The sequence below is a fragment of the Mycolicibacterium frederiksbergense genome (genome assembly GCF_012223425.1).
Lineage (GTDB): Bacteria > Actinomycetota > Actinomycetes > Mycobacteriales > Mycobacteriaceae > Mycobacterium > Mycobacterium frederiksbergense.
Genome location: NZ_CP038799.1, coordinates 5,027,642 through 5,041,429, shown reverse-complemented (window position 1 = coordinate 5,041,429; position 13,788 = coordinate 5,027,642). Strand labels below are relative to the sequence as shown.

Genomic DNA, 13,788 nt, shown 5'->3' with positions numbered 1-13,788 from the left:
GTCAAGCGTGAATGCGGCTCCTAGGCGCTCGACCGGACGCTGCGTACCGACCGCTGCCTGGGCGCCGTGCTGCCCACGCCGGCCTTGGGTGCCGACCGGGTCACCTTCGTCTCGGCAGCCGGCTCCTCGGTGTCCGTGAGCTTCGATACCGATTTATCGCTCAGCTCCGGCGCCGACCCCTCGGCGACCCCGGCTTCATCCACCGACGTGTCCGTACCGTCATCGGTGGTGGTCGGGTCCGTGACGGCGGGTGCCTCGGACACGATCTCTTCGGTGCCAGGTGTTTCGGCGACGACCTCTTCGGTCACCACGTCCTCAACCACCGGCACCTCCGCGACGACCTCTTCTGTCACCACGTCCTCAACCACCGGCACCTCCGTGACAACCTCTTCGGTCACCACGTCCTCAACCACCGGCACCTCGGCGACGACCTCTTCTGCCACCGCGTCCTCGACCACCGGCACCTCCGCGACGACCTCTTCGGTCACCACGTCCTCAACCACCGGCACCTCCGCGACGACCTCTTCGGTCACCGCGTCCTCGACGGCGACCAGATCCTCGGCGACCGCGACCTCTTGCGCCGCCGTCTCTGCGCCAGGTGCCTCAGTGCCGGCCTCGATCGATTCAAGATCACCGGTCACCGGGGCGGCGGGGGTCACGTCCGCATCGGTGGTTGCCATGGCGGACCGCAGCGAAGCGCCGACAACCCCGGCCGGCGCGGCCGATCCCCCTGCAAGCCCGGAGAGACCGTTCAAGATCGAGCTGATCAGGTTCGATACGGCCGACACGACTCCAGCTACCAGGTTCGGCACGAAGCTCAGGACTTGCGTGATGACCTGTTGCAGGAACTGCAGCAGCGATCCCACGGGGTTGGACGGGTTCGACGGCGAGCAACCACCGAGGCAGTCGATAAGCCGCTTGAATTCCTGGTATGCCGCCTCACCGCCTTTGAAATTTCCGTTCTCGTCGAAGAGCCCGAAGAATCGTTCATCTCCGATTGCACTCATATCGTCTTTGGTGGTGTAGAGAAAGACGGGCCCGCCACCGGAAAATGATTGCCATGCATTCAGCAGATCAGTCATGAAAGCGAGCTGCTTCTCCGGTGTCACCACGCTGGTGGGCAGGCCGTACTCGCTGATCCAGATCTTGAGCTGTTCTTCCCCGGGCGCAAGGTGCTGATCCATCAACTCACGGATCTTCTGCACCTGGAACAGCGGCATCAGTTCCCGCCAGTCGAGGTCATCCTGTTCGGAGAACTTGGTGTCGAAGTTGTACGGGTGAAACGAGATGGCGTCGAAAAAGCCGTCGGCGCCGGCCTCGTACATGGCTGCGACGAAATCAACCGGGTTCATGGTGGTGTCACCCCAGGTCAGCGTGGCGCTCACCACCGCGCCGACCACCGTGATATCCGGATTGACGGCCTTCAACGAGGTGTAGGCCGCCTTCAGCAGATTGGTGTACTCAGCCGGGTCGATCGGATTCCAGAAGAACGAGGCGTTCGGTTCGTTCCACACCTCGTAGGCGGTGATCTCATCGCGGTAGCGTTCCGCAACCGCCGCCGCGAAATCGGCGAAATCCTGTACATCGGTGGGATGCCCGCTGCCGACCGTTCCTTCGGTCGCCCAGTCGGGTGACCATTGCAGCACACCCAGGATGCCCAGACCCCGACGGTCGACCTCCTGGACGATCTGGTCGAGTTTCGCCCAGTCGAGGTCCTGATCCCAGTCCACCGGTCCGCCCATCGGATCCTGCTGCTGGATGAAGATCCACGGCACCAGGAGCCGGACATTCTTGACACCCAGGGACTCGATCAGGTCGAGGTGCTCCATCACCTCATCGAGGCTGTCGGTGAAATAGATGTTCGAGTCGGCAATGCCAACGGTGGTCGGTGACTCGTCGATCGCCGCCACATTCATCACCTCGTACGAAACGAGCTGCTTCGCCTCGGGCATCACGAAATGGCTGCCGGTGGCCGCGACCAGCGCCGCCGTGGTCACCCCGATGACCACTCTGTTCGCGATACCCCGCACCGACGGTGGGACGCATTTCCACATATTGACCACCCAATTCCCAGGACGCGACACCAACCAATGTCAGGCTTGACACTGCTCGGAAATTAGCCGAAGCGCCGCGTATTTGCGCAACTTACCTGGAAGTAATATCACCATTCTCAGAATGTCGCCGATGCCGAATTCAAGGCAAACAATTTACCACTCCGCAATATAGGTCCACGCTCCGCGAATTGCATTTTTAGCAAACGATCCGCGGTCGGTCGCGAGCGGCGGACGGCCCGTTCTGCCAATCCCTGCCGCCACAACAGTCCAGTTAGGAACGATTTCCCCCATGCGCAACTCGGGTTGACCCGAACCACAACAGCCCGGACCGGCTCAGTTCTTTGACCCTTCAGCAAATTCTTCTCGGGTCGACCGATCGGCGGACACGGGTCCCACCGCCTGCGCTAGACAACACGTGTCAACTGAGAGGTTCGATGCCCCGGGGGAGGCATCATCCTGGAATGTGGGAAAAGTTCGCTGGGGCCGCTATTGGTGCGGCATACCCGCGGCGATCCCGCGCTGCGGCCAACCCGGTGGGGAGTCCTCCCACGGCTCCTGGCGTCCGTAGGGCGTCAGGTCCAGGAACGGGTAGCCGACCGCCGTATGGTCCAGGCCCCGCGCGTAGGCGGAGTAGGTGTGAAATACCTCGCGCCCGCGGCGCAGGAAAACGCTGGCGCCGGGCCAGTCACCGCGGAGGTCACGCTCGGTCCATCCATCGCGACGCAGGTCGTCGTGCGACTTGTAGTTGTACTGCACCTCGGCACGCGCCGGATCCAGGGTGACATGAAAGTCGTAGCTGAAATCGCCGTCACCGGTCGAGTACCACGGAAATGTCCAGCCGTGCGCATCGCGGTAGCGCGCGATGCTGGCGTACGGTGCGCGTGAAATGCAGGCGAAGGTCACGCCTTTCGCACTGAGCAGTGTCCGGTCGGATTCGGTGAACGTCAGATCGGCGGCGGCTGTGCAGCTGGGGCAGCCCTGATCGATGTCATCGAGCCACATGAAGTGATGGACATAGAGCTGTGGGCGACCCTCGAACAGGTCGATGAGACGGGCCGGTCCGCGCGGACCCTCGAAGAGGTAGTCCTTCTCGACCCTGACCATCGGAAGCCGCCGGCGCTCGGCGTTGACGGCGTCACGCAGATGGGTGGCCGCCCGTTCGGCGTCCAGCAGCTCCAGACGCGCCTGCAACCACTGTTCTCGCGATACGACGTCGGGATATCCGGCGCTCTGCGACATTGTTTCTCCTAGCGGAAGTCGTAGGGGGACCTTGGTGTGCAGACTCCGCAACGCCCCGAGACTCATCTCGGCGTTCGACCACCCGCGCGCCAGGAGGCGATGACACCGACCACCGCCAGCGCCGCGAAACCGGCGAACAGCCAGCGCGCGGCCGCAACCTCGGCGCCGGCGGCGCGGTTGACGATGACGCCGGCCACTCCCGCACCGAAAGCGCCGCAGATCAGCTGAACGGTGTTGATCGCCGCGGCCGCCACCGGCCCCTCGCTGGGGTCGTCGACACCGGTCATCGCCCAGACCGACAGGTGCGGCCAGGCCATCCCGATCCCGGTTCCGGTCACCGCCAGGGTGAGCGCCCAGAGCAGCGCGAGCCACCCCGGCATGCCGTCGCGCACCAGCAGCGCGCCGGCGCCCAGCCCGATCGCCATCACCAGCGGTGCCACGAGCACGATGCGCACCACCGAGCTCCGTCGGTCCACCGAGGCACTGACGATCTCACTGGCCGTCCAACCGACGGACAGGGCGACACCCAGGAATCCGGCCGTCAGTGGCGCCAGGTGGGCCAGCCGCTGCCCGAACAGCGGCACATACATGTCGACCATCGTCGCCGCCATCAGCAGACCGAGCGTCAGGTACACCCATTTGAGCGGTCCCGGCCGGAACGCCGTGGGAGGCAACACGCTCGCCCCGGCCACTCGCCGCCGGTCGACCACCAGGAAAACCACGATGAGGGCCAACGCCGCGGCCAGCACCGCGGCGGTGGACAACAGGTCGGGCAGGATTCCCGCCACACTGACCAGCAGCGCGGCCGCGCCGAGCAGGATCAGCGACCACACCGGGACACGGGTCACCGCCGTGCTGTCCCCCTGGGCCCGGCCGGGCAACGCCAGCGGAACCAGCACGCTCATCGCGACGGTCAGGATGACCAGCGCCCCGAATGCCCAACGCCACGAGGCGAACTGGGCGAACAGCCCGCCGGCGGCCGGGCCCAGCAGGGTGCCCACTCCCCACATTGCCGACACCAGGGCGGACGCCCTGGTCCACAGGGCGCGGGGCAGCGCGGCGTTGATCACGGCGTAGCCCAGACCGGCGAGCAACCCCCCGGCGGCGCCCTGCACCGTGCGGCCCGCCAGCAGCATTTCCATGGTTGGCGCGACGGCGCACAACACGCTGCCCACGCCGAACACCGTCAGCGCACCGAGGTAGGCCGATCTCGGGCCCACCCGCGCCAGCGTGGCGCTCACGGTGGTCGCGGCGGCCACCGAGGCGACCAGATAGACGGTTGTGACCCACGCGTAGTAGCGGTGGCCACCGATCTCGGCCACCGCGCTGGGCATCAGGCTGATCGTGAGGAACTCGTTGGTGGCGTAGAGCGCCACGCCACCGGCCAGAACCGTCGCGGCGCCAAGGTTTTTCGGCCCGAGGAGGTCACGCCAGCTGCCGCCGGTCAACGCTTGAGTGTCGGTCACACCGACAATCTAGAAGCTCAACCATTGTTGAGCTCAAGTGTGATTTCCGGTGGCTTCGCTCACCCCGAGCGTTGCTTCCCGTCGCTCCGCTCGCCCCGAGGCACTACTTCAGGCCGGCGGCATCCATGCCGCGCAGCTCCTTCTTCAGATCCTGGATCTCGTCGCGGATCCGCGCGGCGAGCTCGAACTGGAGATCGCGCGCGGCAGTCATCATCTGCTCGGTGAGATCCTTGATCAGGTCGGCGAGCTCGGCGCGTGGCATGTTCGCGGTATCGCGTCCCTCGACGATCCCGGCGCTGACCGCACGGCCGGGCTCACCCTGGGCGCGGCGACCGCGGGACGAATTGCGTCCCGACCCGCCGACGTCCACGGTGGCTTCCGTGTCATCGGCTTCCCGGTACACCTGATCGAGGATGTCGGCAATCTTCTTGCGCAGCGGCTGCGGATCGACGCCGTGCTCCTTGTTGTAGGCGATCTGCTTGGCCCGGCGGCGATCGGTCTCGTCGATCGCCTGCTTCATCGAGTCGGTGATCTTGTCGGCGTAGAGGTGCACCTCACCGGACACGTTGCGGGCCGCACGGCCGATGGTCTGGATGAGGCTGCGCGCCGACCGCAGGAACCCTTCCTTGTCGGCGTCCAGGATGGCCACCAGAGACACCTCGGGCAGGTCCAGGCCCTCGCGGAGCAGGTTGATGCCGACCAGCACGTCGTACTCGCCCAGGCGCAACTGCCGCAGCAGTTCCACCCGGCGCAAGGTGTCCACCTCGGAGTGCAGGTAGCGCACCCGGATACCCATCTCCAGCAGGTAATCGGTGAGGTCCTCTGCCATTTTCTTGGTGAGCGTGGTGACCAGCACCCGCTCATCACGTTCGGTGCGCAGCCGGATCTCGCCGATCAGGTCGTCGATCTGGCCCTTGGTGGGTTTGACGTGCACCTGCGGGTCGACCAGCCCGGTCGGGCGGATCACCTGTTCGACGAACTCGCCGCCGGCCTGCGCCATCTCATAGTTGCCCGGCGTCGCCGACAGGTACACCGTCTGGCCGATTCGGGAGGCGAACTCCTCCCAGGTCAGCGGGCGGTTGTCGACGGCAGAGGGCAGCCGGAAGCCGAAGTCCACCAGGTTGCGCTTACGGGACATATCGCCCTCGTACATACCGCCGATCTGGGGCACCGTCACGTGCGACTCGTCGATGACGAGCAGGAAGTCCTCCGGGAAGTAATCGATCAGTGTGGCGGGCGCCGTCCCCGCCCCGCGGCCGTCGATGTGCCGGGAGTAGTTCTCGATGCCCGAGCAGAACCCGACCTGCTTCATCATCTCCAGGTCGTAGTTGGTGCGCATCCGCAGCCGCTGGGCCTCCAGCAGCTTGCCCTGGCCTTCCAGCTCGGCCAGTCGGCCCTCCAGTTCGGCTTCGATGCTGGAGATCGCCGTGGCCATCCGGTCCGGCCCCGCCACATAGTGGGTGGCCGGGAAGATCCGCACCGAGTCCACCTTGCGCACCACATCGCCGGTCAGCGGGTGCAGGTAGTACAGCGCCTCGACCTCGTCCCCGAAGAACTCGATGCGTATCGCCAGTTCCTCGTAGGCCGGGATGATCTCGACCGTGTCGCCGCGCACCCGGAAGGAGCCCCTGGTGAACGCGATGTCGTTGCGGTCGTACTGGACGTCCACCAGCAGGCGCAGCAGCCCGTCGCGGGGCACATCGTCGCCGACCTTCAGTTCCACCGACCGATCCAGATAGGACTGCGGGGTACCAAGGCCGTAGATGCAGGACACCGACGCCACCACGACGACATCGCGACGCGACAGCAGACTCGAGGTGGCCGAGTGCCGCAAACGCTCGACATCGTCGTTGATCGAGCTGTCCTTCTCGATGTAGGTGTCGGTCTGCGCGATGTACGCCTCGGGCTGGTAATAGTCGTAGTAGGACACGAAGTATTCGACGGCGTTGTGCGGCAACATATCCCGCAGTTCGTTGGCCAGCTGCGCGGCCAGCGTCTTGTTCGGCGCCATCACCAGCGTGGGGCGCTGCAGCTTCTCGATCAACCACGCGGTGGTCGCCGACTTACCGGTTCCGGTGGCACCGAGCAGCACGATGTCACGTTCACCGGCACGCACCCGGCGCTCCAGGTCGGCGATGGCGGCCGGCTGGTCCCCCGCCGGCTCGTACTCACTGACCACCTCGAAGTGTCCACCGGCACGTACCACGCCGTCGACGGCGTCGGCAGCAGGTCGATACTCCGACTGCGCCAGCACGGGGTGTTCGGTCGCGAAAGCCATGGTCTCCAGGTTAAGCGTGCGGTCCGACAAGTTCATTCCCCGCCGGCGCAACGTGCGCGATACGGTGACGCCGTGGCCGAACCCGTGCGTGTTGCAGTGCGCCTGCTGGGTCTGATCCTGCTGGTCGCAGGCCTGGCCTGCGCGGTCCTGCTGGTATGGCCGGGCCCCGACGAGATCGCCGCACGGTTGGGCTCCACGTGCGGCGACGGCGGACTGCGACCGTCGCGCCAGTGCAGCTGGCTGGAGGCCGCCGACCTGCTGTGGACCGGTTGTTGGCTGGCCATCGTGATCGGCGCCGTGCTGCGATTGATGACGCGTCCGGCCGGGAGGGGTCCGCGCGTGCTGGACCTGCGCCGGCGGCGGTGACATGCACCCTCCCAAACGTGAGACGTTCGACCTCGGCGGCCGCTCCAACACCGACCCCAAGGGCGTCGTGCGCGATGTCGAGGAGTTCGTCGTGCGCCCATGGGGCCTGTACATGGCCCGGCCTGCACCGGGGCGCGCGCAGTTCCACTATCTGGAAACCTGGCTGCTGCCGGCGCTGAATCTGCGGGTCACGGTCTTCCACTTCAACCCCGGATACGAGCGTGACCAGGACTTCTACCTGGACATCGGCAGATACACCGCGGGCGCCGAACGCTGGCAGTCCGAGGACCACTACCTGGATCTGGTGCTGCGCACCGGCCGTGACGTCGAACTGACCGATATCGACGAATTGTTCGCCGCGGTCTCCGAGGGTCTGCTGGACGCCGCCAGCGCCGAGCAGGCCGTCGCGACGGCCGTCGCCACGGTGGACGGCCTGGCCCGGCACGACTATGACCTCGATCGGTGGTTGCACGGACACGATGTGACGCTGACCTGGCGAGCGGTAAAGTCAAGATCATGAGTGTCACCAGGCGTTCAGGAGTGACAGCTGCCGCGGCAGCCACGTTGCTGTTCGCGGCCCAACTGGTTGCCGCACCTGCTTATGCCGAACCCGACGTCGAACCCGCTCAGCCCGAAGTGACCGAGCCGGCACCCGGCCTACTGCACAACGTCACCTACCGGGCCCGCGCGGACGGCACCTCGCGCGGCGCCGTCGTCGCCTACAAGGCCGACGATCAGAACGTCAACAGCGAACAGCCGACCATGCTGCCGGGACAGACGTTCGAAGTGAACACGGTGCTGTCCGATCCCAATCTGGCCGGGATGGAGCTGTCCATCCAGTGGCCGTACGGTTCGAACCTGCACTGCGAGATCCTGGTCGACGACCAGGTAGTTGCGCAGGCCGACCAGTTCATCGCGCCGCGACTGTTTCGCGCCAAGGACGATCCGCTGTACGGGGTGATGAAGTGTGGTGCACCGCTGGATAATCCGGCGAGCGGCCTGCCCGCGCCGGTGCCGGAGGCCGGCATGCCGGACTATCCGCCGCAGCCTGCCTCGGAGGCCGTTCCCGCGGAGTGACGCACGAGCGTCAGGGACGCCAGCCGGTGGTCTCGGCCCATTCCCAGGCGCGGTGATACGCGTCGAGGAACCAGGGCTCCTTGGCCTCCGCGTAGTCGGGCGCACGCAGAGCGGCTTGCTTGGCCGCCAGATAATCTTGCTGCACACCGGGATTGGCCTTCAGCCAGTCGACGCACAACAACGCGAACCGCTGATTCGGCCAGCCATCCACCCGGATGTGCACGTGTGTCGGCCGACCCGGATCGGCCGAGGCGTGAAACCTCTTGTGCCACAGGGCGGTATCCGCCGAATGCGGATTGTCCGCGGTGATGGCGGCCACCCGCGGATACCCCGCGGCGAGTAGCCCCTCGGCAAGCTCGTCGGCAACCTCCAGCGAGGCAACGGTCACCTGGACGTCGATGACATCCTTGGCGTCCAGCCCGGGCACCGCGGTGGAACCGATGTGGTCGACGCGGACGGCCCGGTGCCCGCAGCTGGTCTGCAACCGCGCCACGATCCTGCGGGCCTGATCCGGCCAGCTGGGGTCGGACGGCACCACGACCGGCTCGACATGAACGGGTCGTCCAAGCCGCAGATTGTGCGCGAACGGCAGGATGCGGTCATGCCACAGGCCACGGGCCTGCTCCACCAACGCGCCCGCGCTGCCCGAGTTGTCCAGCCAGACGTCGGCAACGGCGCGGCGCTGCTCCTCGGTGGCCTGAGCCGCGATGCGGGCCCTGGCATCCTGCTCGGTGAACCCGCGGTACTCGATGAGCCGCTTGACGCGCAGTTCGGCATCGGCATTGACCACGATGACCAGTGGGAACATCGGCGCCATCTGGGACTCCACCAGCAGCGGGATGTCCTCGATGATCACGGCATCCTCGGAGGCGGCTTCGATCAATTCAGAGCGCCGATGAGCCACCAGCGGATGCACGATGCCGTTCAGCGTCTGACGCTTCTCGTCATCGCTGAACGCGACGGCCGCCAGCGAGGGGCGATTCAACTCCCCGCTGTCGTGCAGGATGTCCCGGCCGAAGGCGTCGACGAGTTTGGCCAGGCCTTCGGTCCCCGGCTCGACCACCTCGCGGGCGATGATGTCGCCGTCGACGACGATGCCGCCGAGCTCACTGAACGTGGACGACACCGTCGACTTGCCGGCCCCGATTCCACCGGTCAGTCCGATCCTCAGCATGACGCTCCCCTCACAGGTGCAAAAAGAACCGCGCAGCACGTCCGTGAGGACGTGCTGCGCGGCTTCACTCGGCGAATGAGTGTCTTTGTTACGCGTTGCCCGCGAGCTTCTCGCGCAGCGCGGCGAGCTGAGCGTCGCTGGCGAGCGAGCCACCACCGGACTCACCCTCCGGGCGAGACGAGCTGCTGGAGGTCGACGGGCGAGCCGCTTCCTCCGCCTCGGCTGCGGCGAACTTCTCCATCTGCGCGGTGTGCATCTTGTGCCGACGCTCGGCCTCGGCGTACCGGGCCTCCCATTCGGTGCGCTGCTTGTCGAAGCCCTCGAGCCACTCGTTGGTGTCGGCGTCGAAGCCCTCCGGGAAGATGTAGTTCCCGGCCTCGTCGTAGCTGTCGGCCATGCCGTACTTCGAGGGGTCGAACTCCTCGGTGTAGTCCTCGTTGGCCTGCTTGAGGCTCAGCGAGATCCGGCGACGCTCCAGGTCGATGTCGATGACCTTGACCATCGCGTCGTCGCCGACCTGGACCACCTGGTCCGGGACCTCGACGTGGCGCTCGGACAGCTCCGAGATGTGCACCAGACCCTCGATGCCCTCTTCGACGCGGACGAACGCACCGAACGGCACCAGCTTGGTGACCTTGCCCGGCACGATCTGGCCGATGGCGTGGGTGCGGGCGAAGTGGCGCCACGGATCTTCCTGAGTCGCCTTGAGCGACAGCGAAACCCGCTCGCGGTCCATGTCGACGTCGAGCACCTCGACGGTGACCTCGTCGCCGACGGTGACGACCTCGGACGGGTGATCGATGTGCTTCCAGGACAGCTCGGAAACGTGCACCAGGCCGTCGACGCCGCCGAGATCGACGAAGGCGCCGAAGTTGACGATCGAGGACACGACACCCTTGCGGATGGCGCCCTTGGTGAGCTGGTTGAGGAACTCGCTGCGCACCTCGGACTGGGTCTGCTCCAGCCACGCGCGGCGCGAGAGCACCACGTTGTTGCGGTTCTTGTCGAGCTCGATGATCTTGGCCTCGATCTCCTTGCCGATGTACGGCTGCAGATCGCGGACCCGGCGCATCTCGACCAGCGATGCGGGCAGGAAGCCACGCAGACCGATGTCGAGGATCAGGCCGCCCTTGACGACCTCGATGACGGTGCCCTTGACGGCCTCGTCCTTCTCCTTGAGTTCCTCGATGGTGCCCCAGGCCCGCTCGTACTGAGCGCGCTTCTTGGACAGGATCAGGCGACCTTCCTTGTCCTCCTTGGTGAGAACGAGAGCCTCGACCTCATCGCCCACGGAAACGACCTCATTGGGGTCGACATCGTGCTTGATGGAGAGTTCACGGGAGGGGATGACGCCTTCGGTCTTGTAACCGATATCGAGCAGAACCTCGTCGCGATCGACCTTGACGATGGTCCCTTCGACGATGTCGCCATCGTTGAAGTACTTGATGGTCTTGTCGATTGCGGCGAGAAAGTCCTCGGCCGAGCCAATGTCGTTGATGGCTACTTGCGGCGAGGTGATGGAGGGGCTTGGCATGTGGTGGGTTGCTCCGGACAGTTTTAATCGTAGGGACGGTTTGTGTATTTGTGCTGCACACAGGGCTGTTAAGCATGGGCGCCCCGATGTGCGGTGTGCCCGCGGGGCCCGGAACATGACTGGGCACACAGGTACTGCTCAAGGGTACTAGAACGGGTACACGCTGGACAAACCCGGTCCCCGCAGCCGGTGCCTGGTTACCCTCCTCAGGTGCCCGCGATGCCACCACCTCCGCACCCCCATCTGCCGACCTGGCCGCCGACCGTCCGCAAAGTCGGGGCGCCACTGGCGGTGATCATCGGGCTCAGCGTCATCGTCGGCCTGCTGATGATCCTGCTGACCGCGACGAATCCGGTCGGCACGACCATCGGGTTCGTGCTCTCCAGCATCGCGATCGCCGTGGTCGTGGCCTGCTATCTGTGGCTGGACCGTTGGGAACCCGAGCCGCCGCGGCTGCTGATCCTGGCGTTCCTGTGGGGTGCGTCGGTGGCGATCATCTTGTCGCTGGCCCTCGAATTGTGGGCGGACGCAGTCTTCCTGCCCACCCCGGGGCTGCCGGAGGGCTTCGAATCGACCGCGCTGCGCGCACCGATCATCGAAGAGGCCGCCAAGGGCCTGTTCCTGCTGATCATGATGACCGGCCGGCGCCGCCATGAACTGAACTCGCTGACCGACTGCCTGGTCTACGCGGGCCTGGTCGGCGCGGGGTTCGCCTGGTTCGAGGACGTTCTCTACATCGCCAACGGCGAGGACGTGGCCACATCCCTGGTGACCGCCGCGCTGCGACTGATCATGGCGCCCTTCGCGCACTCCCTGTTCCTGTCGATGCTCGCGATCGGCGTCTACTTCGCGCTCAAACAGCGTCATGTGATCGGCAAGGTCGCCTGCATCGGCGCCGGCTATATCGCCGCGGTGGTCATGCACGCGCTGTGGAACGGGTCCTCGGTGATCGGCATCGAGGCCTACTTCCTGGTGTACCTGCTGTGGATGATGCCCATCTTCGGGCTGGCGATCTGGCTGGCGGTGCGCAGCCGGCGTCGCGAGCAGCTGGTGGTCGCCGCCAAACTGCCGAACATGGTGGCCGCGAACCTGATCACCGCCAACGAGGCGAGCTGGCTGGGCAGCATCCGCAACCGCAAGCTGGCGATCGGTGCGGCCTCCCGGCACGGCGGCAAGGCTGCCGGCAAGGACGTGAAGGCCTTCGCGACCCAGGTGGTCGAGCTGGCCTTCATCCGTGACCGCATCGACCGAGGCTTCGGTGACGATCGGGTGCACGCGCTGCTGACCGAGGAGTCCTACCGCGTGCACGCGGCGCGGGAGGCCGCCGCGCCCACACTGCAGTACCTGGCCGGCTACCGGGTTCCCTGAACTCGGCGCGCTCGGCTACGCCGGGCCACCTGCCAGAGCACCAGTCCGGCCTGCAGTCCGAAGGCGACCGAGATCATCGAGATCAAGGTGGCCGGCAGCGCCGAATCACCGTCGGCGCCGAACAATTCGGTGACACCGATCAGACCCATCGATCCGGGTACCAGTAGCCAGAACCCCGGCAGGATCATGGTGATGGCCGGCGGGGCGCTGCCCCGGCGCGATACCGCCAGCGCCACCAGGGTCAGCGCCAGCCCACCGCAGAAGCCGCTGGCGTAGCTGCCCAGCACCAGATCGCCCAGGTATTGAGCCGTGTACGCGGTGTAGGTGATGAGCACCAGCCACGGCAGAAACGACACGGGCGGCGCCAGGAAGAGCATCACGCCCAGCCCGTACACGAGGACACCCAGCCACGGCGCCCACGGACCGATGTGGTTGACCGCCTCCGAGCTGAGTTGGTCCTCGCGCATGCCGAGTAGCTGGGTGGCGATCAGGATGCCGAAGGCCAGCTGGATGATCTGCACGAAACCGGCGATCAGGCGGCTGGTTCCGGCGATGACGTCTCTGGAGGTCAGTTCGATGACGGCCAGCGTGATCGCCGCGCCGGGCAGGAAGACTGCCAGTGGCGGTATCAGCGCCCGCAGGCCGACGTGATCGAGGTCCAGCCGCAGTGCCGCCACGATGCAGATCGAGGCGACCGCGAACGCGCTGATCGCAGGCACCAGCTGGGCAAGCGCCGGGACACGCTGACTCGCGACCAGGAACCCACCGACCATCGCCCCCAGCAGCAGGGCGGCCAGCACGTTCAACAGCGTCGGCTCCAGGACGAGGGACAGTCCGGCACTTTGGATTCCGTAGCCGATCACCGTGACCCAGGCCGGGTAGCGGCGGGCAACACCCTGGATCTCGTCGAGTCTGGCTTCACCGTCGTGCGCCGAGATCCGCCCGGCCATCGCGGAGGACACCAGTCGCGCAAGCGGGAAGATCTGGTCGAAGCGCAGGTCCTCGTCGACGCGCGCGCCACGCACCACGGTGCCCCCGGCGGTGACGGGCCCCACCACCTGCACGTGGTTCGGCAGAGCTATGCCGTCGTTTCGGACGCCGTAGTGCGCCGCGGTCCGGTCCAGCATCTGCCGCACCAGGGTCACCGGGTAGTTGGCCGCGCACATGGCGGCACCGAGGCGTGCCAGAAACCGGATCTGCTGATCGCTGGTGTCGGTCATCAGGCCTGTGCG

General features: G+C 66.2%; 11 protein-coding genes. 4 read left to right on the top strand and 7 right to left on the bottom strand.

Going from position 1 to position 13,788, the window contains the following annotated elements:
• Positions 1–20 precede the first annotated feature (20 nt).
• From EXE63_RS27355 to uvrB, 4 genes are all read right to left on the bottom strand, one after another.
• Positions 21–2,054, bottom strand: coding sequence for a cellulase family glycosylhydrolase (locus EXE63_RS27355; RefSeq protein WP_168144533.1), 2,034 nt, complete (start codon positions 2,052–2,054; stop codon positions 21–23).
• Between the two features lie 486 nt (positions 2,055–2,540).
• Entirely contained in the window at positions 2,541–3,293 is a 753-nt protein-coding gene (locus EXE63_RS27350; protein ID WP_168144532.1) for a DUF899 domain-containing protein, read from the bottom strand.
• A 62-nt stretch (positions 3,294–3,355) separates the two neighbouring features.
• The gene (locus EXE63_RS27345) at positions 3,356–4,759 is read right to left on the bottom strand and encodes an MFS transporter (protein ID WP_168144531.1); all 1,404 of its coding nucleotides are present in this window, start codon (positions 4,757–4,759) and stop codon (positions 3,356–3,358) included.
• A gap of 103 nt (positions 4,760–4,862) precedes the next feature.
• A complete protein-coding gene (gene uvrB, locus EXE63_RS27340; protein ID WP_168144530.1) occupies positions 4,863–7,037 on the bottom strand; it encodes an excinuclease ABC subunit UvrB in 2,175 nt (724 codons plus the stop codon).
• Between the two features lie 72 nt (positions 7,038–7,109).
• On the opposite strand from uvrB, the gene EXE63_RS27335 reads away from it, so the two are divergent.
• The 3 genes from EXE63_RS27335 to EXE63_RS27325 are packed head-to-tail and all read left to right on the top strand — an operon-like array spanning position 7,110 to position 8,480.
• Positions 7,110–7,403 carry a hypothetical protein gene (locus EXE63_RS27335; RefSeq protein WP_168144529.1) on the top strand — a complete coding sequence of 98 codons (294 nt, stop codon included), beginning with the start codon at positions 7,110–7,112 and terminating at the stop codon, positions 7,401–7,403.
• Position 7,404: 1 nt separating this feature from the next.
• Entirely contained in the window at positions 7,405–7,923 is a 519-nt protein-coding gene (locus tag EXE63_RS27330; protein ID WP_168144528.1) for a ribonuclease FAU-1 family protein, read from the top strand.
• A complete protein-coding gene (locus tag EXE63_RS27325) occupies positions 7,920–8,480 on the top strand; it encodes a hypothetical protein (protein WP_168144527.1) in 561 nt (186 codons plus the stop codon). The genes EXE63_RS27330 and EXE63_RS27325 overlap by 4 nt, the downstream gene beginning before the upstream one ends.
• 10 nt (positions 8,481–8,490) lie before the next feature.
• On the opposite strand, the gene coaE is transcribed toward EXE63_RS27325, so the two are convergent.
• On the bottom strand, positions 8,491–9,654 hold the full coding sequence (coaE, locus tag EXE63_RS27320; protein WP_168144526.1) for a dephospho-CoA kinase: 1,164 nt from the start codon (positions 9,652–9,654) through the stop codon (positions 8,491–8,493).
• 88 nt (positions 9,655–9,742) lie between these two features.
• On the bottom strand, positions 9,743–11,188 hold the full coding sequence (gene rpsA / locus EXE63_RS27315; protein ID WP_105362067.1) for a 30S ribosomal protein S1: 1,446 nt from the start codon (positions 11,186–11,188) through the stop codon (positions 9,743–9,745).
• A 219-nt stretch (positions 11,189–11,407) separates the two neighbouring features.
• On the opposite strand from rpsA, the gene EXE63_RS27310 reads away from it, so the two are divergent.
• Entirely contained in the window at positions 11,408–12,556 is a 1,149-nt protein-coding gene (locus EXE63_RS27310) for a PrsW family intramembrane metalloprotease (RefSeq protein WP_168145806.1), read from the top strand.
• Here the strand turns inward: EXE63_RS27310 and EXE63_RS27305 are convergent.
• Positions 12,541–13,776, bottom strand: coding sequence for a threonine/serine exporter family protein (locus EXE63_RS27305; protein WP_168144525.1), 1,236 nt, complete (start codon positions 13,774–13,776; stop codon positions 12,541–12,543). The two genes, EXE63_RS27310 and EXE63_RS27305, sit on opposite strands and share 16 nt — an antisense overlap.
• Positions 13,777–13,788 lie beyond the last annotated feature (12 nt).